The sequence below is a fragment of the Flaviramulus sp. genome, assembly GCF_982512915.1.
The window spans coordinates 1-19,588 of record NZ_CEWOCJ010000002.1 but is presented as its reverse complement, the minus strand read 5'-3'; the positions used below and the strand labels follow the sequence as shown (position 1 = coordinate 19,588).

General features: G+C 29.3%; 19 protein-coding genes and 1 riboswitch. Of the genes, 8 read left to right on the top strand and 11 right to left on the bottom strand.

All coding sequences use genetic code 11. The annotated features are described in order from the left end of the window. The first annotated feature begins 137 nt into the window (after window positions 1-137). Entirely contained in the window at window positions 138-299 is a 162-nt protein-coding gene (gene rpmH, locus AC1XJX_RS01670) for a 50S ribosomal protein L34 (RefSeq protein ID WP_038527912.1), read from the top strand. 113 nt (window positions 300-412) lie between these two features. Further along, window positions 413-3,268: a carbamoyl-phosphate synthase large subunit gene (gene carB / locus AC1XJX_RS01665; RefSeq protein WP_482002227.1), complete on the top strand. Its 2,856-nt coding sequence runs from the start codon at window positions 413-415 to the stop codon at window positions 3,266-3,268. A 28-nt stretch (window positions 3,269-3,296) separates the two neighbouring features. Here carB and AC1XJX_RS01660 read toward each other — a convergent pair whose 3' ends face one another. The 7 genes from AC1XJX_RS01660 to AC1XJX_RS01630 all read right to left on the bottom strand — a co-directional run bounded on the left by AC1XJX_RS01660 (window position 3,297) and on the right by AC1XJX_RS01630 (window position 7,784). After that, on the bottom strand, window positions 3,297-3,836 hold the full coding sequence (locus AC1XJX_RS01660) for a YceI family protein (protein WP_482002226.1): 540 nt from the start codon (window positions 3,834-3,836) through the stop codon (window positions 3,297-3,299). 11 nt (window positions 3,837-3,847) lie between these two features. Then, on the bottom strand, window positions 3,848-4,213 hold the full coding sequence (locus AC1XJX_RS01655) for a hypothetical protein (protein WP_482002225.1): 366 nt from the start codon (window positions 4,211-4,213) through the stop codon (window positions 3,848-3,850). 44 nt (window positions 4,214-4,257) lie between these two features. Then, the gene (locus tag AC1XJX_RS01650; protein WP_482002224.1) at window positions 4,258-5,106 is read right to left on the bottom strand and encodes a DUF5777 family beta-barrel protein; all 849 of its coding nucleotides are present in this window, start codon (window positions 5,104-5,106) and stop codon (window positions 4,258-4,260) included. Continuing rightward, window positions 5,103-5,678 carry a T9SS type A sorting domain-containing protein gene (locus AC1XJX_RS01645; protein ID WP_482002223.1) on the bottom strand — a complete coding sequence of 192 codons (576 nt, stop codon included), beginning with the start codon at window positions 5,676-5,678 and terminating at the stop codon, window positions 5,103-5,105. Before AC1XJX_RS01645 ends, AC1XJX_RS01650 begins: the two co-directional genes overlap by 4 nt. Window positions 5,679-5,683: 5 nt before the next feature. Then, window positions 5,684-6,061, bottom strand: coding sequence for an OB-fold protein (locus AC1XJX_RS01640; protein WP_482002222.1), 378 nt, complete (start codon window positions 6,059-6,061; stop codon window positions 5,684-5,686). Between the two features lie 145 nt (window positions 6,062-6,206). Continuing rightward, complete coding sequence (locus tag AC1XJX_RS01635; protein ID WP_482002221.1) at window positions 6,207-6,683, bottom strand: hypothetical protein; 477 nt, start codon at window positions 6,681-6,683, stop codon at window positions 6,207-6,209. Window positions 6,684-6,713: 30 nt separating this feature from the next. Next, window positions 6,714-7,784 (bottom strand): hypothetical protein, encoded by a 1,071-nt coding sequence (locus AC1XJX_RS01630; RefSeq protein ID WP_482002220.1) that lies wholly within the window; start codon window positions 7,782-7,784, stop codon window positions 6,714-6,716. A 274-nt stretch (window positions 7,785-8,058) separates the two neighbouring features. On the opposite strand from AC1XJX_RS01630, the gene AC1XJX_RS01625 reads away from it, so the two are divergent. Genes AC1XJX_RS01625 through AC1XJX_RS01615 form a run of 3 tightly spaced genes read left to right on the top strand, consistent with a single transcriptional unit; the run spans window position 8,059 to window position 12,042 of the window. After that, window positions 8,059-8,583: an RNA polymerase sigma factor gene (locus tag AC1XJX_RS01625; RefSeq protein ID WP_482002219.1), complete on the top strand. Its 525-nt coding sequence runs from the start codon at window positions 8,059-8,061 to the stop codon at window positions 8,581-8,583. A gap of 47 nt (window positions 8,584-8,630) precedes the next feature. Next, window positions 8,631-9,536, top strand: coding sequence for a FecR family protein (locus tag AC1XJX_RS01620; RefSeq protein ID WP_482002218.1), 906 nt, complete (start codon window positions 8,631-8,633; stop codon window positions 9,534-9,536). Further along, entirely contained in the window at window positions 9,526-12,042 is a 2,517-nt protein-coding gene (locus AC1XJX_RS01615; protein WP_482002217.1) for a TonB-dependent receptor, read from the top strand. The genes AC1XJX_RS01620 and AC1XJX_RS01615 overlap by 11 nt, the downstream gene beginning before the upstream one ends. 9 nt (window positions 12,043-12,051) lie before the next feature. On the opposite strand, the gene AC1XJX_RS01610 is transcribed toward AC1XJX_RS01615, so the two are convergent. The 3 genes from AC1XJX_RS01610 to AC1XJX_RS01600 all read right to left on the bottom strand — a co-directional run bounded on the left by AC1XJX_RS01610 (window position 12,052) and on the right by AC1XJX_RS01600 (window position 14,513). Next, a complete protein-coding gene (locus tag AC1XJX_RS01610; RefSeq protein WP_482002216.1) occupies window positions 12,052-12,588 on the bottom strand; it encodes an acyl-CoA thioesterase in 537 nt (178 codons plus the stop codon). An 11-nt stretch (window positions 12,589-12,599) separates the two neighbouring features. Continuing rightward, window positions 12,600-13,919: a DNA recombination protein RmuC gene (locus AC1XJX_RS01605; RefSeq protein ID WP_482002215.1), complete on the bottom strand. Its 1,320-nt coding sequence runs from the start codon at window positions 13,917-13,919 to the stop codon at window positions 12,600-12,602. A 99-nt stretch (window positions 13,920-14,018) separates the two neighbouring features. Beyond that, complete coding sequence (locus AC1XJX_RS01600; RefSeq protein ID WP_482002214.1) at window positions 14,019-14,513, bottom strand: DUF6580 family putative transport protein; 495 nt, start codon at window positions 14,511-14,513, stop codon at window positions 14,019-14,021. 64 nt (window positions 14,514-14,577) lie between these two features. Further along, window positions 14,578-14,789: riboswitch (cobalamin riboswitch) on the top strand. Window positions 14,790-14,855: 66 nt separating this feature from the next. On the opposite strand from AC1XJX_RS01600, the gene AC1XJX_RS01595 reads away from it, so the two are divergent. Then, window positions 14,856-16,727 carry a TonB-dependent receptor plug domain-containing protein gene (locus AC1XJX_RS01595; protein ID WP_482002213.1) on the top strand — a complete coding sequence of 624 codons (1,872 nt, stop codon included), beginning with the start codon at window positions 14,856-14,858 and terminating at the stop codon, window positions 16,725-16,727. Between the two features lie 68 nt (window positions 16,728-16,795). Here AC1XJX_RS01595 and AC1XJX_RS01590 read toward each other — a convergent pair whose 3' ends face one another. Beyond that, the gene (locus tag AC1XJX_RS01590) at window positions 16,796-18,229 is read right to left on the bottom strand and encodes a S41 family peptidase (protein WP_482002212.1); all 1,434 of its coding nucleotides are present in this window, start codon (window positions 18,227-18,229) and stop codon (window positions 16,796-16,798) included. A 349-nt stretch (window positions 18,230-18,578) separates the two neighbouring features. Here AC1XJX_RS01590 and AC1XJX_RS01585 point away from each other — a divergent pair, with 349 nt between their 5' ends. Together AC1XJX_RS01585 and AC1XJX_RS01580 are read left to right on the top strand one after the other, a co-directional pair. Next, window positions 18,579-19,088, top strand: coding sequence for an RNA polymerase sigma factor (locus AC1XJX_RS01585; RefSeq protein ID WP_482002211.1), 510 nt, complete (start codon window positions 18,579-18,581; stop codon window positions 19,086-19,088). After that, window positions 19,075-19,560, top strand: coding sequence for a hypothetical protein (locus AC1XJX_RS01580; RefSeq protein WP_482002210.1), 486 nt, complete (start codon window positions 19,075-19,077; stop codon window positions 19,558-19,560). Before AC1XJX_RS01585 ends, AC1XJX_RS01580 begins: the two co-directional genes overlap by 14 nt. Window positions 19,561-19,588: the final 28 nt, after the last annotated feature.

The following is a 19,588-nucleotide window of genomic DNA, read 5'->3' as shown; positions in this document are numbered from 1 at the left end:
TTTAGGGTAAATTAAAAAATTAAAAAATATTTTTTTAAAAATGGTTTGCAAAGTAATAAAGGCTTTGTATATTTGCCCTCGGTTTTAAGAAAGCCTTCTAGATAATATTTACAATTCAGAATTAAAGATAAAAGATAATGAGTAAAAGAACATTTCAGCCTTCTAAAAGAAAGAGAAGAAACAAACATGGTTTCAGAGAAAGAATGGCATCTGCCAATGGTAGAAAGGTATTAGCTCGTAGAAGAGCTAAAGGAAGAAAAAAATTATCTGTGTCATCTGAATCTAGACATAAAAAATAATGATTAACAATTGTTCATAATTAAAAGGTGTTACTTAAGTGTAACGCCTTTTTTTATATCTACTGATTACTATTTTTGTAAAATATTTAAACCCAACATATAACTGCAAAAAAATGCCAAAAAACGAAAAACTAAAATCCATCTTAATTATTGGCTCTGGACCTATTGTAATTGGACAAGCATGTGAATTTGATTATGCAGGATCTCAATCTTTACGTTCATTAAGAGAAGACGGAATTGAAACAATTTTAATCAATTCTAATCCTGCCACTATTATGACAGACCCATCAATGGCGGATCACGTTTACTTATTACCACTTACAACAAAATCTATAATTAAAATTTTAAAAGAGCATCCGCAAATTGATGCGGTGTTACCTACGATGGGTGGACAAACGGCTTTAAATTTATGTATAGAAGCTGATGACAAAGGTATTTGGAAAGATTTTGGAGTTGAATTAATAGGTGTAGATATTAATGCCATTAATATTACCGAAGATAGAGAACAGTTTAGAGAATTAATGGGTAGAATAGGTGTTGAAATGGCACCACAAGCTACAGCTACCTCTTTTTTAAAGGGTAAAGAAATTGCTCAAGAGTTTGGATTTCCATTATGTATTAGAGCTTCTTATACACTAGGTGGTGCAGGTGCAGCTATCGTTCATGATGAAAAGGATTATGATAGTTTGTTAAGAAGAGGTCTTGAAATCTCGCCAATACACGAGGTGATGATTGATAAAGCTATGATGGGTTGGAAAGAGTATGAGCTAGAGTTACTTCGAGATAAAAATGATAATGTTGTAATTATCTGTTCTATTGAAAATATGGATCCAATGGGTATTCATACTGGTGATTCAATTACGGTAGCTCCAGCTATGACATTGAGCGATAGAACTTATCAGAAAATGCGTGATATGGCTATCAAAATGATGCGTAGTATTGGCGATTTTGAAGGTGGTTGTAATGTGCAGTTTGCAGTTAGCCCTGATGAAAAAGAAGATATTATTGCCATAGAAATTAACCCACGTGTATCACGTTCTTCGGCACTAGCAAGCAAAGCTACAGGTTATCCTATTGCTAAAATAGCTACAAAACTTGCTATTGGTTATACATTAGATGAATTAGATAATCAAATTACAAAATCTACTTCTGCTTTATTTGAGCCAACTTTAGATTATGTTATTGTGAAAATACCACGTTGGAATTTCGATAAATTTGAAGGTGCCGACAGGACTTTAGGTTTACAAATGAAAGCGGTTGGTGAAGTAATGGGAATTGGTCGTTCTTTCCAAGAAGCATTACACAAAGCTACGCAATCATTAGAAATTAAAAGAAATGGTTTAGGAGCAGATGGTAAGGGTTACAAGGATTATAATCAAATAATAGAAAAATTAACCAATGCAAGTTGGGATCGTGTTTTCGCTATTTATGATGCTATTGAAATAGGAATTCCTTTAAGCCAAATTTACGATATCACTAAGATTGATATGTGGTATTTAAAACAATATGAAGAGTTATTTCAACTTCAAAAAGAGATATCAAAATTCAATATCGATACTATTGAAAGAGACTTATTATTAGAGGCTAAACAAAAAGGTTATGGAGATAGACAAATAGCACACATGCTAAATTGTTTAGAGAGCCAAGTTTACAATAAAAGAGAGGAATTTAACATACAAAGAGTATTTAAATTAGTTGATACTTGTGCTGCTGAGTTTGAAGCAAAAACACCTTATTACTATTCTACTTTTGAAAGTGATATGGAAACAGCCGATGGTAAACGTTTTTCACACAACGAAAGTATTGTAAGCGATAAGAAAAAAATAGTAGTTTTAGGTTCTGGACCAAACAGAATCGGACAAGGTATTGAGTTTGATTACTGTTGTGTTCATGGTGTTTTAGCTGCCGCAGAATGTGGTTATGAAACAATCATGATAAATTGTAATCCTGAAACAGTTTCTACCGATTTTGATACTGCTGATAAACTATATTTTGAGCCTGTTTTCTGGGAACACATTTATGATATTATACGTCATGAAAAACCAGAAGGTGTTATTGTTCAATTAGGAGGACAAACCGCATTAAAACTAGCAGAAAAATTAACGAAATACGGTATTAAAATTATTGGAACTAGTTTTGAATCTTTAGATTTAGCTGAAGACAGAGGGAGTTTTTCTACCCTATTAAAAGAAAATAACATACCATATCCTGAATTTGGAATTGCTGAAAATGCAGATGAAGCTTTAGCTTTAGCTGACGAATTAGATTTTCCAATTCTAGTAAGACCATCTTATGTTTTAGGAGGTCAAGGAATGAAAATTGTTATTAATAAAGAAGATTTAATAGAGCATGTTGTTGATTTGTTAAGAATCATGCCAAATAATAAACTACTACTAGACCACTATTTAGATGGTGCTATAGAAGCAGAAGCTGATGCTATTTGTGATGCTGATGGTAATGTTTACATTATTGGTATTATGGAGCATATAGAGCCTTGTGGTGTTCACTCAGGAGATTCTAATGCTACGTTACCTGCATTTAATTTAGGAGATTTAGTAATGCAACAAATAATTGATCATACGCATACCATAGCAAGAGCATTACATACAGTAGGCCTCATTAATATTCAGTTTGCTATAAAAGATGATATCGTGTATATTATAGAAGCAAATCCAAGAGCTTCAAGAACTGTCCCTTTTATAGCGAAAGCTTACAAAGAACCTTATGTTAATTATGCTACCAAAGTAATGCTAGGGGCTAAAAAAGTAACTGATTTTAAATTTAATCCTCAGTTAGAAGGTTATGCTATTAAACAGCCTGTATTTTCTTTTAATAAATTCCCTAATGTTGACAAACGTTTAGGACCAGAAATGAAAAGTACTGGAGAAAGTATTTTATTCATAGATAGTTTAAAAGATGATGCCTTTTATGAGTTGTATTCCAGACGTAAAATGTATTTAAGTAAATAAAAAAAAAGCCGCTTTAAAGCGGCTTTTTTCATTTGGAATTGAGGTTAAAAACAAAGGAAATATCAACATTTTCCGAAACTTTGTTTTTTACTAATTTTGGGACACTTATATTATAATCTGAAACTTTTACTTTCAAGTTTCCAGTGAGAGAGATTTTTTGTTCTGCTTTATTTAATTTTAAATTTATACTAACGTTTTTGGTTACACCATGAAAATTTAATTCACCATCCATTTTATATTCAGATGATATTTCTAGTTTTTCTAACGAAAAGTTCTTTATTTTTCCTTTAAAAGTTGCTTTTGGGTATTTGTCAGATTCAGCATAGTTTTCATTAAAATGTTCTTCCATTAAAGCATTCCTAAAACGAAACGCTTTTACAAAAATAAGTACTGCAAATTCACCATTGCTTGTGTTTATTATAGCTGTAACTGATTTATTTGTAGCTTTTACTTCTTCAAAAGCTGGCATAGACGCTTCAAAGTTAACGGTGCCAGTTTTTGTTAAGTATTTGTCTTGAGAAAAACAGTTTAAACTTACAATAACAAATATGAAGATTAATTTTTGCATTTAATTTTTAATTAATTTTCTAAAAGACCATCGTCTTTCCATTGTTGTATTAATTGTCTGGTTGCTAAAGGCATCAATCCGTTTTGAGGCATTGGATTCGATGCATTATTTATCCTACTAATAATCTTATCTACATCATTTCTTACTTGATTGTAAGTAGTATAAGATGTTGGTGCTCCATTACTTGTTGGGCTTCCATGACAAGAAGTACAATTGCCACTCATAATGCTTCTTATATTACCAGTATAAGTTATTTTCCCAGATGGATTTGGATTTGGGTTTGGAGTTGATTCAGGTTCAGTTGAGTCGTCTCCACTCGAACAATTAAATACTAGTATTGAAATCGCTAGTGCAGTAATCAAATTTTTGAAATTCATAGGATTTGTTTTTTGTTAATATTTTTTTTCTAATTAATTGTTTATTAAAAAGTTCTACTCAGATTAAATCCAAAATAGATATCCCCAGCTGTCCAATCTCCAGTTGCTTGTCCCATAAATCCATTTACATTCATTGCTTGCGAATTGGTAAAATGCATTTGAAACACGTGGCCACCAGTTTCTAAATCAAAACCTATGGATAAAGGGTTTTTAAATGGCGAGTTGCTAGCTCTATTTAGATGCCACCCATAATCAGCATTTATTGACCAGCGTTTGCCTAATTTGTATCGACCTCCTAAGCCTAAAGCATATTGTGTTTTGTCTTGTTCTGCTATTTCCATAAAGTTATCATGAAAAAAAGTTGGAGCTAGTTCTAAAGATAAATTTGTGTTTATTTTTCTGGAAATCAGTAATTGAAAAGCGTAACCTAAACGATCACTAAATTCTAAACCAGGAATATTATCTTTATCTAATGATGAATTAATTTGTAAAGAATTAAAACCTACAACAGTAAATGGAAACCCGTTTTCTTTTTGATTAATCAATCTATATTTTGTAGATACATCATAAATTTGTAAGAACGAACTGCGAGAAACACCAATATTAAAACTTTCAGATATTCCGTAAATAAAGTTTAATTGTGTAACAGCATTATCTAATCCAAAAAAAGTATCGAATCCATCTTTTATACTACTAAATCTGTGTGATACTATAAAATTAAACTCTTTTTTACCTGCTAGTTTTGTAGATTCAAAATTTACAATTTTTAATCCTTTAAAACTTGCACTAGCATATTCATTAGCAGTTGAATCTGCGTTAATTTCATTTAATAAATCTTCTTGCGAATTAAGAGTTAAAGACGTTACTAATAGAAGTAAGACTATGATTTTCATTTTTTTAATATTTTTTTAGTTCTTGTAATTCCTTCAGATGTTACTTTTAAAATATACACACCTTTAGCCCAATTAGTGACATCTATATTTTTTTTAAACTGATTACTTTTATAAATCTGTTTTCCTAGAGCATCAAATATTTTTATCTCATCTATTTTAATATTGTTTGGTAATTCTAAATTGATAAAACTATCTGAAGGATTTGGGGATATTGATAGACCTTTTTGTTTAAAATCTTCTATTCCTAGCGAAGTTTGGACGGTAATATTACCTGCCATACTCAATGGGTGAAAATTACATTGATACGGATTTGTACCTACAGTATTAAAAGTTTTTGAGTATGAAGAACCATTACCAGTTAAAGTCCCACTATTAAATGTTTCAGCACTTCCTGCTTTACTAGTTATTGTATGAGGAAATGCATCAGACCAGGTCCATATAACAGTATCACCCGGTAATATTGTTAAATTTAAATTAGTTCCAATTCCTATTCTCCAATCTAAATTGTGAGTTGTTTGAGCTTGGGTAATTGCAGTTCCTAAGAATAATAATACAAGTAATGTTTTTTTCATAGTTTTTAATTTTTGATTATAATACATTGGTCTAATTTGATTTGATTTAATAAATCATCATATCCTATAAACCTTCCTTTAATTATTAATTGGGATGATTTTGTTAATGTTTCTATGTTTTCATGAAATTGACAAAAAACTATTTTATCAATAGTTATATTTTTGAGGTCTATATCTGTAACATTACCTGTTACTTCAATGGTTTTATTTAGGTATTTAGTTTCAGAATCAGTTGGATTTATAAAAAACTCGTTAATTAAGTTAATTGCATTCGTCTCATAACTACTTGTTTCATTTGCAATATTTCGATGATTTTGAAATATATACAGGTATAAACAAGCTGAAATTATTATTACTACAATTAATAATATTAACTTTTTCACAACTTTTTATTTTTTTTAAAAACTGCCTCAGTAAATTAATAATGAAGCTGTTCGCTAGCTAACCAAACTTTTCCTATTTATTTCACAGGATTAAATCGTTTGATGATTTGAAATTTTTCTTTTTCATTTAAGTATTTCTACTAGCTTAGTTTCTTTCGAAGGTTAATGTATCAGTTCCACCATTTCCTCCACTAATATCTATTAATTCAATTTTTGTTGCACTGTAGCTTACTATATCCCAATCGTCAGTTAAGTCATCATTGAAATTAACTGGTGATGAAAAGAATATATTAAAATCAATATCATTAGAATCATTACTGTCATCGTCACTATTACTGTCATCAGTTATAGACCAGGTTCCGTTTATAATTTCATTTCCGTTTACTACTGCTAAAGTTCCATTTGCGTTGAAATTGAAATTGTAACCAGCATAATCATTAGTTTCATCAACTCCAGAGTCAATAAAACTTGTAATTTGCCAGTTTTCAGAAGTAACTGTGTTTTTAATATTATTAATTTCTTCAGTATTATCAATAATAATCATGTCATCATCTGAGCAGGTTGTAGACATTAATGAAAAATAAAGCATTAATAGCATTGCATAAATAAATTTTGTTTTCATAGTTTTAAATTTTAGGGGTTTATTTTAATTTTAGTTACAATCGTTTTCGTATCTTAATCTATCATCATTACCAACTCTTAAATCAATTTTGGTTTCATTATATTCAGATATTTCGTGTAAAATCCAATCATTATTACAATATGGTAAATCTGGGATATTGATATTAATAGTAATGTTGTTAGCAGTTCCGGTTGCTGTCCAAGTACCATTATCAATTCCACCGGAGTAGTATACTGTTAAAGTGCCATCATTAGAAAAATTAAAGGTGTATCCAGTATAAACATCATCAAAATCGATGCCATTTCGTTCAAGTTTATCAACAGTCCAATTTGGGCAAGAGGTTAAAATACTTATTAATTGATTTTGAGAACAGTCATCACAATCATCATCATTGTAATCATAATCGTCATCTTCATCACAATAATCTTTATAAGCATTAATAATGTTTTCTAATTCTATTAAATCATTAATAATAAATTCTGTACCATCTAAAAGCACCGTTTTTATTGGGAAATTGATGGATACTAAGTCAGACGAATCTAAATTTCTTATGAAATTATAAAATTCACTATCCGTATTGATTTGATTAGAATCTATGATTTCGTCATTGGAATTATACAGAAAGGTTGTTATGGGGTAATCAAAATTTAAACATTCAATATCGTCATCATATTCATTTTCACCATTGCAATTATTAGCATAACTTATTAATTGTGAATTACTATTTATGGTTATTACACTAAAATCGTCAAGAATAATTTGTATTGGAAAAGTAATAATTATGGTGTCTGAGTCATCGTCAGAATCGTCAAAAATATATTCAATTTTTTTATAATCTTCTATAGTATTTACTGCAATTTCTTCACTATTTACTAATACTGTTACCGGTAGTTTTATATTAAAACAATTTGCATAATCAATAATATTATCAAACGAACCATCATTAGTTGAAGTTTTTTGTATCAAGCTAGCTAAAGTAGAATTAGCTATTAAAACATCTTCAGGAAGGGTTTCTATTAATTCAGAGTCTTCCGTTCTACATGAAGCAAAAGCTATAGTAACTAAGAAAATGAATTGTATTTTTTTTGATGCCTTTTTCATGATGATAAAACTTTTGTATATGCCATTTATTAATAAAACAACTAATAATAAAAAACTCCTGAAACTTTTTAAATTTTTTTTATATTATTTGTAATATTCAATTTAATATGAGTGTTTTTTCAGGATATTTTAAACTATTTTTTTAATTTCTGATAAAGCAATAGAATGAATTAACGTTTTATGTTCATTATTTTTCTAAAGGATGTATTTTATTACAACTTAAAATTTTAATTTTTTTTTTATATAACTTTGGCTCATTAAAAAAATAAAAATTTTGCCAAAAGAACTTAACGATAATATTTGTGATGATAATGTGTTTGAACTTGTTTATAATAAGTATGCACAAGATTTACAAAACTTTCTTTATTATAAATTTGGAGAACAATATAATCCGGCAGATAAAGTTCAAGATGCTTTTGTTAAATTATGGAATAATTGTAAAAATGTAACTTTAAGTAAAGCTAAATCGTTTTTATTTACAGTTGCAAATAACATGATGCTAAATGAAATAAAGCACCAAAAAGTAGTTTTGAAATATAATCAGGTTAAACCAAAAGATTATACAAATGAATCTCCAGAATTTATTTTAGAAAAAGAGCAATTTTTACAGCAATATCAAAATGTTTTAGAAAATTTAACCGATGAACAGCGTGTTGCTTTTTTACTGAGTAAAGTTGAAGGAAAAAAACACATTGAAATTGCAGAGATGTTAGGAGTTACTCAAAAAGTTGTTGAATATAGAATTTATAGTGCTTTTAATATTTTAAAGAAAGAGTTAGAAGGATTCAAAATAAAATAGTCAGGATATTTATAGCTTAAATTGTTTTATAATAAAGTTAAGGTTACATGGATAAAGAATACTTAATAAAGAAATGGTTGAATGAAGAGCTTATTGATTCTGAAAAACAAGCATTTAATAAGCTGGATGATGCTTTTTTGAGTCAATATATAGTTGATAATGCAAAGTATTTTAAAGCATCTCATTCTCAAAAAATTGAAGATTTTGATACCTTTAAATCTCGATATGAAGCTTCTAAAAAGTTGGTAAAAAAATTAAATTGGTTCAGTCCATTACTTAAAATCGCAAGTGTTATAGTTGTTTCTTTAGGTTTATATTTTACATTTTTTTTCAACAACATTACTGTTATTGAAACATTAGCTAGTGAAAAAACTAGCGTTGAACTTCCTGATCATTCATTGGTTGAATTGAATGCGCTTTCGGCCATTGAGTTTAGTTCGAAAAATTGGGACGACAATAGAGCATTAACTTTAAAAGGTGAGGCCTATTTTAAAGTGGCTAAAGGAAAAACTTTTGATGTAAAAACGACTAGTGGCATAGTAACCGTTGTAGGTACACAATTTAATGTAAAACAACGTAATAATTATTTTGAAGTTAAATGTTTTGAAGGGATTGTTAAAGTTGTTTCAGATACCATTGTTATGCAATTATTAGCTGGAGATAGTTACCAAATTCTTGATGGTAAATTTACTTATGGAAAAATAGTATATTCATCACCACAGTGGATAACTAATATGAGTGAGTTTAATGCCATACCCATAAAAAATGTTTTATCGGAATTAGAACGACAATATGATGTTGAAGTTACATTCAATAATGTAGATACAAATAGATTATTTACGGGAGCTTTTCCCCATGATAATCTTGAAAATGCCCTTTTTGCAATTACGCAACCTATGAACTTGACCTACAAATTGAATGCTTCAAATTTGGTAGTAATTCATGGAAAATAGAATAAAAAAGATATACATTTTTTTTACTTTATTATTTTTTGTTTTTTTTAGTTTTTATGCCCAAAATACTAATAAACAAGAATCACTTTATAATATTATAAACTTATTACAACATCGCTTTAACATTCAGTTTAATTATGCTGAGGACACCATTGAGGATTTTTTTTTAATACCTCCCTCTAACAACTTGTTATTTAAAGAAACTTTAGAATATCTTGAAACTAAAACAGGGCTGTCATTTTTAGTTATGAATGAGCGTATCGTTTTAATAAAACCTAAAAAAGATATTGTTTTTTGTGGTTATATTAAAGATAAAATTAATTCTGAACCACTGGTAGCGGCAACTATTCAAGTATCAAATAATTCCACAATAACCGACGAAAACGGATTTTTTAAAATTCAAATTGAAAATATTTCAGATCTTATTACTATTCGCTTTTTAGGTTATAAAAACATTCTAAAAACAATTAAAGAATTTTCAAGTTTTGATTGTCTAGATATTTTTTTATCACCAAATATTCAATCGTTATCAGAAGTTATAATTTCAAATTATATAACAAGCGGAATTAGTAAGTTAAGCGATGGTTCTTTTGAGATTAATTTTTCAAATTTTGATATTTTACCGGGTTTAATTGATGATGATGTTTTGCAGTCATTACAGGCTTTTCCAGGTATACAAAGTATAAACGAGACAGTGTCTAATATTAATATTAGGGGCGGTACCCATGATCAAAATTTAATTCTGTGGGATGGTATAAAAATGTATCAATCTGGACATTTTTTCGGTCTTATTTCTATGTATAATCCTCACATAACTCAAACAGTTTTTTTAAGAAAAAATGGTAGCGATGTTAGTTACACAGATGGTGTTTCAGGAACCATAGCTATGCAAACTGAAAAAGATATAAATGATAGTTTTAAAGGAATAGCAGAAGTCAACTTAACCAATCTTAATGGCTTTGTTGATGTGCCGATTAATGATAAATCATCCATTCAAATTGCAGCAAGAAAGTCAATTAGTGATTTTGTTGAAACACCAACTTATACAGCTTTTTTCGATAGAATATCTCAAAATACAGAAGTGTCAAACAATGCAATGACAATAACTAATAGTAATGAAATTTTTGATTTTCACGATACATCTTTAAGATGGATTTATGAAATTAGCGATAATGATGAGGTTAGACTTAATTTTATTAACGTTAATAATATACTTCAGTTTAATGAAAATGCTACAATTAATAATCAACTTGAATCTCGAGAGAGTCGATTAACTCAAAATAGTATTGCTGGTGCTTTGCATTATATCAGAAGATGGAACAGCAGATTAAATACGGAGTTAGAAGTTTATGAAACCGATTATAAACTAAAAGCAGTAAACGAAAACCTATTGGAGTCTCAGCGCTTTTTACAAGAAAATATTGTTTCAGAAACAAGTATAAAACTTAAAACAAATTATCAACTAAATGATTCTTTTCGTTTTTTAGGTGGGTATCATTTTGTAGAGACTGAAATAACTAATTTAGATGATGTTGATTTACCACGTTTTAGAAATTTGGTATCCGAAGTATTGAGAACTCATGGGTTGTTTTCTCAGATTGATTATAAATCATTGAATAAAAAAACAAATCTAAATTTTGGTTTAAGATATAATTATATTGAAAAATTTAGAAAGTCTATTTGGGAACCAAGACTCGATTTTAGTCATCAATTTCTAAATTATTTCTCATTAGAAATTTTAGGAGAATTTAAGCATCAAAATACATCTCAAGTTATTAATTTCCAAAATGATTTTTTAGGAATTGAAAAACGTAGGTGGCAGTTATCAAACAATCGAGACATTCCTGTTATTACTAGTAAGCAAATATCAACAGGAATAAACTTTAATAAAAAGGGATGGCTAATTGATATGGATGTTTATTATAAATCTGTAAATGGAATTACTACTCAAAGCCAAGGGTTTCAAAATCAGTATGAATTTGTAAAAAGTAAAGGGGAGTACGATGTTGGAGGTTTAGATTTTTTAGTAAGTAAACAGTTTAATAAGCTTAAAACTTGGTTAAGTTATTCTTATATGGATAATCGCTATTATTTTTCTGAATTAGAATCAGATTATTTTCCAAGTAATTTTAATATAACCCAAACTTTTACTTTGGGATCTGCTCTTAAACTTAATAATTTTAAATTTTCAGCAGGATTAAACTGGCATACTGGTAAGCCTACTACGCTTCCAGTTATGGGTAACGAGATTATAAATAATGAAGTTAATTTTGCTAAAACTAATGCTTTAAATCTTCATGATTACATGCGCTTAGATGTTTCTGCGATATATAATTTTAAATTTGGAAGTCATACTAAAGCGAATCTGGGTGTTTCGGTCTGGAATCTTTTAGATAGAGAAAACCAAATAAATAATTTTTATCGTGTTAATAATGGCGATGTTACTGAAACTATTCAAAGTTCACTTGGCATTACACCAAATGCGGTTTTTAGAGTTTATTTTTAATAAAAAAAACTAAAGTTCAATTTTAGCATTTTGTGTTTTAATTAGTTCTATATGTTCTTCAATTTTAAATTCTGAAGGTTTAAAACGATTCGATCTATGTTTAGATTGTTCTTGTCTGGTTATACTTCGTGCAAACCTTCTAACACTTTGTACAGAGTCTAAAATTATACCTGGTACAAGAACATTTTTACCGTTTTCATCCTTTGCAACCATAGTGAAATAAGACGAATTGCAGTGCTTCTTTTCACCTGTTTGTATATTTTCAGATTCTACACGTACACCAACTACCATAGAGGTTCTTCCGGTATAATTAATTGATGCTTTCAGGGTTACTAATTCTCCTACATCAATTGGATTTAAAAAATCTACCTTATTTACAGAAGCAGTAACACAATAATTTCTGGAATGTTTTGAGGCACATGCAAAAGCAATTTGATCCATTAAATTTAAAATATAACCACCATGAATTTTACCACTAAAGTTTGAATGAGATGGCAGCATAAGTTCTGAAATAGTGATTTGTGAATCTTTAATTTGCTTAAACATATATTTAAATTTTATTCGTCTTCGTTTGCACGTTTAATGATGGCTTCTGGTAATGATTTTTTAGCTTTTGCACCCATCTTTTTAAGTTTTTCAACACTTGTAATTAGGTTTCCTTTACCCTCAACCAATTTATTCATAGCTGCAGAATAGTCGCTTTTTGCAGCATCAATCTTTTTACCAACACCAGTTAAATCTTGAACTAAGCCTTCAAACTTATCGTATAATGCTCCAGCTTGTCTTGCAATTTCAATCGCGTTTTGTTGCTGTTTTTCGTTGTTCCACATACTATCAATAGTACGTAATGTAGCTAGAAGGGTAGAGGGTGTTACTATTACAATATTCTTTTCAAAGGCTTTGTTGTAAATACTATTATCTTCATTAACTACTATTGCAAAAGCTGGCTCGATTGGGATAAACATGAGCACAAAATCTGGTGATTCGATATCATATAAATCTTGGTAATTTTTTTCTGAAAGTTGATCGACATGTTTCCTAATAGAATTTACATGAGCTTTTAAAAATTGCGGTTTATCATCATCTTCAGCATTTACCAAACGCTCATAATCTGTTAAAGAAACTTTACTATCAATGATCATTTTCTTACCATCGGGTAAATGCAAAACTACATCAGGTAAAACTCTAGAGCCATTTTCTAAAGTAAAACTTTGTTGTACAAAAAATTCTCTATCTTTTTCTAAACCAGATTTTTCAAGTACACGTTCTAAAACCAACTCACCCCAGTTACCTTGCATTTTACTATCACCTTTTAATGCGCGAGTTAGGTTTGTGGCCTCTTTTGTCATTTGCTGATTTAAGTCTTTTAAACCCAGTAATTGCTCTTTCAGAGCCGAATGCATACTAATACTTTCCTTTTGAGTTAAATCTACTTTTTCCTCGAAGATTTTAATTTTTTCTTGAAGTGGATTTAAAATATTTTTGATGTTTTCTTTATTCTGAAGTGTGAATTTTTCCGATTTTTCATCCAGTATTTTAGTTGCTAGTAATTCAAAATCTTTTCGCAATTGTTCTTGACGTATTTCAAGTTCAGCATCGCGTTTTAAATTTAATTGTTGCAAGTTTTCGTATTCGGCATTTTTTCTTGCTAATTCAGAATTCAAAAAATCTTTTTCTCTTCTAATTTCCTCGCGTTCACTTTCAATTTTATTCAAATTTTGTTTTAACTCTTCAATAGTTAAACCCATTTGATTTTGACGTTCTTCAAGTGTGCTTCTTTCGCTTTTGCTTTTGAGTTTTGAGAAATAAGTGCCTAAAAAGAAACCTGTTAATGCAAAAATAATAATGGCGATTATAAGAATTATGGTGTCGTTCATTTAAATGGAACTAAAAAATTTTTAGCTATAAAATTACATTTTATAAAATAAAAAAAACGCCAAAAAAGCGTTTTTTTAAGAATTATTATTTTTTAAATTCTAGGCTGTTTGTAAATATTTTTTTGCAACAAACTCGAAGCTAAAATACATAACTGCTGTAAAAAATAAATCTCCAATTACCGAATTTCTAAAAAACGGAATAGCTAATGTGTAACATTCTACTAAACCACCAATAGTTTTAGGATATCCAATTAACCAAACACCAAAATTTGTAATTACAAAAAAGCTTAAACTTGATATCAAAACACTTGAAATGCCTATTTTTTTTGATTTTATTCCAATAAAACTTATTAAAATAAATGCTAGATAAACAAAAATTGAAATAGCAGAAAAGCCTAAAAACAAATCGGATATAAACATAGCTATTAATGGCACCAGAAAGGCATATTTTTTATTTGTAAAATAAACACCAGAAAAAAGAGCCATGGCTGTAATTGGTGTAACGTTTGGTAAATGTGGAAACAAACGTATAATAGCAGCTATTAAAACGAATGAAATTATAACGAGTTGTTTTTTACTTAGTAAAGAAGTCATGATAATTTTTTTATACTTCAAAAATAATACTAATAGTTGATACAATAAAATAAAAATGATGTTTACATTAGCTAAGAATTTTGGTTTCATTTGATTTTAAATTAAATGGATTAAAAGGGAATCTGGTGAGATTAAATTGTTTTCAAGTCCAGAACTGTTCCCGCAACTGTAAGCTATAAAGCTTCATGTTAAACTTCAAAGTCACTGAAGATTTTTCTTTGGGAAGACCAACATGAAGACGCAAGTCAGGAGACCTGCCATTTTCAAAAGGAATAAGTTAAACTTTCGGGATAAAAGTTTGCGTATGATAATCCATGCGATTCTCGAGTAATGAATCTTTAAATGAAAAAAAAAACACATGTTTTTGGTTTACTGTGTATTGGTATATCAATGGTTGGGTTTGCACAAAAGCAAATCGATTCTACAAAAGTGCAACAACTTGATGAAGTTGTTATTACAGATTCGCGTTTTGAATTAAAACGTGAAAATTCAGGTAAAACGGTTATTAAAATTTCTAGAAATGAAATTGAAAATAATCAAGGGAGAACTATTTCAGAGTTGATTAATTCCAAAAGTGGTATTGAGATTAATGGAAGCCGTAGTGCTGAAGGTAATAATTTAGGCTATTACGTTAGAGGAGGAAATAACAGACAAGTTTTAATACTAATTGATGGAATTCAAGTGAATGACCCCTCTTTAGTTTCTAATGATTTTGATTTAAGATTATTTGATTTAAATACTGTTGAATCTATCGAAATAATTAAGGGTGCAGCTAGTACATTATATGGTAATGGGGCAGCTACAGCTGTTATAAATATTACCACTAAAAAAGCATCTAGCAATTCAATAGCTGGAAGTTTTTCTTCAGTTATAGGTACCAATCAACCAAAAAATGATTTAAATTATAACGTTGCTAGTTTTACTAACAATGTATCCGTAAATGGTTCCGTAGATAAATTTAATTATGTTGTTAGTTTTGGAAATAAATTTGTTGATGGTTTATCAGCAGCAAAATCAGAAACTCCCGAAAAAGACTCATTTTCGAGGTATAATACCAATGTTAGTCTAGGATATAAGGCTTCAGATAAACTTGAAATTACTGGTTTTGCTAGTTACGATAAGTTTAAAACAGCTATTGATGGTTTTCCGCCCCCAATTTTTGCTTTTGCTGATACAGATGATGCATATATTTCGGAACAAACTCGCTTTGGAATCGCCCCAAAGTTTAATTATAACAATGGGAGTTTTCAAGTAAATGCTGCGTTTTCTAAAATAAATAGAGAAACTATATCCTCATTTTCAACTACTAACGAAGCTCAAAGTTTTGTTTTAGATGCCTTTAATAAGTATATAATTAATGATAAATTTTATACAATAATTGGTATTAATTATGGTGAATATGAAAGTTTATTTAATACCGATGAGTCCTTTACAAATACCGATCCGTACTTAAATGTGGTTTATGTATCAGATTTTGGTTTTAATTTGAATGCAGGTGGCCGTTTAAATAATCATAGTACCTATGGCTCGCATTTGGTTTATAGCTTAAATCCATCGTACAATATTAAATTAAAAGAGGGGTATACTAAATTGTTTGGCTCTTATGCTACCTCATTTATTGCGCCTAATTTGTCACAATTATTTGGGTTTTTTGGCCCAAACCCTGATTTACAACCCGAAGAAAACACGACTACGGAAGCTGGTTTAGAATTTAATACCAAAAATGGATTGAGAGTTAATGGGGTTTATTTTAATAGAAAAGAAGAAAATACCATTATTTACACAACCAATTATGAAAATGCTACTACAGAAGCAACCGTTCATGGTTTTGAGTTTGAAGCAGAATTAAAGATTATTAAAAACTTAAATATAAGTACAAACTATACGTTTACAGAATTAAAAGGTGGGTTGCGTTTACGCCTACCAAAACATAAGGTAAATACAAGTTTGGGATATCAATGGAATGAAAAAAACTATGCTTCATTAAATTATCAATTTGTAGGAAGTAGGACAGATTTAGATTTTTCAACATTTGAAAATATTGAATTAAAAGCCTTTTCTTTAGTTGATTTTTATTTTAGTCAAAAATTAATAAATACTAAGCTGAAGCTTTTTATTAGCATCGCTAATATTTTTAATGAAGATTATTTTGAAATTTTGGGGTACACAACAAAAGGAAGAAATATTAATTTAGGATTAAATATAAATTTGTAACACAAATTTTACAACTAAAAAAGCCTCATACTAAATTGAATATGAGGCTTTTTTTATTCATAAAAAAATTAATCGATAATCATGCCGCCTTCACGAGGATTAAAATCGTTACTGTCTTTTATTAATTTTAAAGACGATTTAGCCTGAGATTTTATTAAAGATAATTTCCCAATTGAGTTTTCAATATCTGATAGTGCTAGTGCAAGCATAGGCTCGTTTATATCGCCCAAAATACCATAATTAATTGGCCTTTCTTCATAATCAAAACCTAGAGATGGTACTAAACCTGAACCAGGTACAGCTTCATTATTTTTATTTACCCCATTAGCTATAAGTGGTTGCATAGCATAAGTGTGATTGGGATTTACATCCTCTCTGTTAAAATTTGGTGAATCATAAAGCGTTCTTGATGCTTGTGTTTTTCCAGTTGTATTAGAGCCTATTTGAATAACTTGAATGTAAGAAGATAATCCATTAATTAAACCCTCACTGGCAGAAGCACTTCTGCTTGTGGTTAGTACGTATAGTTTATTAAGATTTAGACTATTAATTGGATTGCCATTTTCTAATTGTGTTTGAAAATTATAATCAGTATTCTGTGATTCAAAATTTTCATTATAGATCAGTTTTGTAAAAACTTCACCTGGAAATTGCCCTGTAATCATGCTAGCTAAGTAGGTTTCAATACTCACACGTCCACCGGGATTGTAGCGTAAATCTAAAACCAAATGTTGTACATTATTATTGTTAAAATTTGCAAAAACATTATTTAATTCAATTTCTGAGCCTGCTGTAAAGCCGTTGTACATTATATAGCCAACATTTTGACCACCAACATTATAAATATCTGATAAGTAAACAGGGTTTTCTGTATATACTGCTTTAGTAAGGGTTATGTTTTCTGTGGTGGGTTCGATAAAATCATCTTCTGTTTCTGGTGTACCATTATCGTTAAAAACACCTAAATTCAGCGTGTAAGAATCTTGACTCAAAAGCTGAGAAAAATTAGTTTCATTTAAAGCAGTACCATTTATACCATAAAAAACATCACCACGCTCAATTCCATTTGATGATGCGCTAGTGTTTGGAAGTACTAATCTCACTACACCAATAACATCTGTAGTGCTGTTTGGAGCAAAAAACAAACTAAACTCCATCCCGTTTACTGTTGCCGTTCCTTGGAATTGTTGCTCTAAAGCAATATAATCATCCACTATCCAACTAAATCTATCAACGGTTTCTCTTTGGAAAATTAAGCTTTCAAATAAATCTTCTGGCTCAGTAAAAGAGTTTAAATAATCTGCATATTCTTGATTTGTGGTAAATCTATCATTGGCTAGATTTGATATATCTGATTTATATAAGTAGAAGATATTCATTCCTTTCCATACAAAATCATTTATTTCGCTGGCAAATATTTGAGTATCATCATCATCTTCGAAACAGCTTATGGATATGAAAGAAAAAATAAGCAGAAGTAAAAGTACTTTTAAATTTTTCATGGCAATTCTTTTTATTCTAAGTAGTCTATAAAACCCTAAATTTACTTACATTATTGTGTAATAAAAAATAATTAATTGAAATTGTTTATTCTAGAAATGAGTCAATAAACTTTGGGTTATTAAAAAGGCTTCTATTTTATAAATTGCATGATGTTGATAGCTTGCGTAAGGGATTGAACGGTTTGTTTGAGCTCGCCGACCTAGGAGGAAGCGAGTAGTGAAAGCCCAACCCGATAGGGTTATGCTCTAAAAATTATTTTTTTTTATTGGTGATGTAACAAAATAAATAGGTTGTCGTCGTAATAACAAATAGCCTTAATAAAGCTATTTTAACTAAACCAAACCAAAAATGACTCAAGCGGAGTTTTTAAATATTGTAATGCCTTTTAAAGATAAAGTGTTTCGTTTAGCGAAACGATTACTGGTATCTACGGAAGAAGCTGAAGATGCTACGCAGGAGGTGCTTATGAAATTGTGGCATAATAAAAAGAAGATACAAGAGTATAAAAATGTAGAGGCTTTTTCGATGACTATGACAAAGAATTTTTGTTTTGATAAATTAAAATCTAAACAAGCACAAAATTTAAAAATTGTACATAGTAATTATGAAGATGGAAATACACCTTTGCAAAAACAAATTGAGTTAAACGATAGTGTAAATTGGGTTGCAAAAATAATTGAAGCATTACCTGAACAACAAAAAATGATAATTCAGCTTAGAGATATTGAAGCATACGATTTAGATGAGATAGCCCAGATGTTAGATATGAATAATACAGCAGTACGTGTAAACTTATCGAGAGCTAGAAAAACAATAAGAGAAAAATTAACTAATACACATAATTATGGTATTAAATAATATAGAAAAATTACTAGAAAAGTACGAGAACGGTGAAACATCCCTTAAAGAGGAGCAAGTATTGAAAAACTATTTTACCAGCGATACTGTTGCTCCATATTTAGAAATGTATAAACCTATGTTTGATTATTTTTTGGTAAATCAACAAGAGCAATTTACTAAACACGTTCCATTAAAAACTAAGCGAACTTTTAATTACAAATGGATTTCTGTTGCAGCCGTAGCTGTTCTTATGTTAGGATTTTATTTTAAAGAGCCTGTGGTATCTTCTTATAACGAATATACTTATGGAACTTACGATAATCCTGAAGAAGCCCTTAACGAACTTGAAAATTCGTTAACCATGATTTCAAATCATTTTAATAAAGGAACCTCTACTGTAAATTATTTAAATGAGGTAAACAAAGGTACCTCTACACTAGGGTATTTAAATGAAATTGAAAACACAACCAGTATAATTTTTAAAAAATAGAAAAAACAAAACAATAATAAATTAAAAT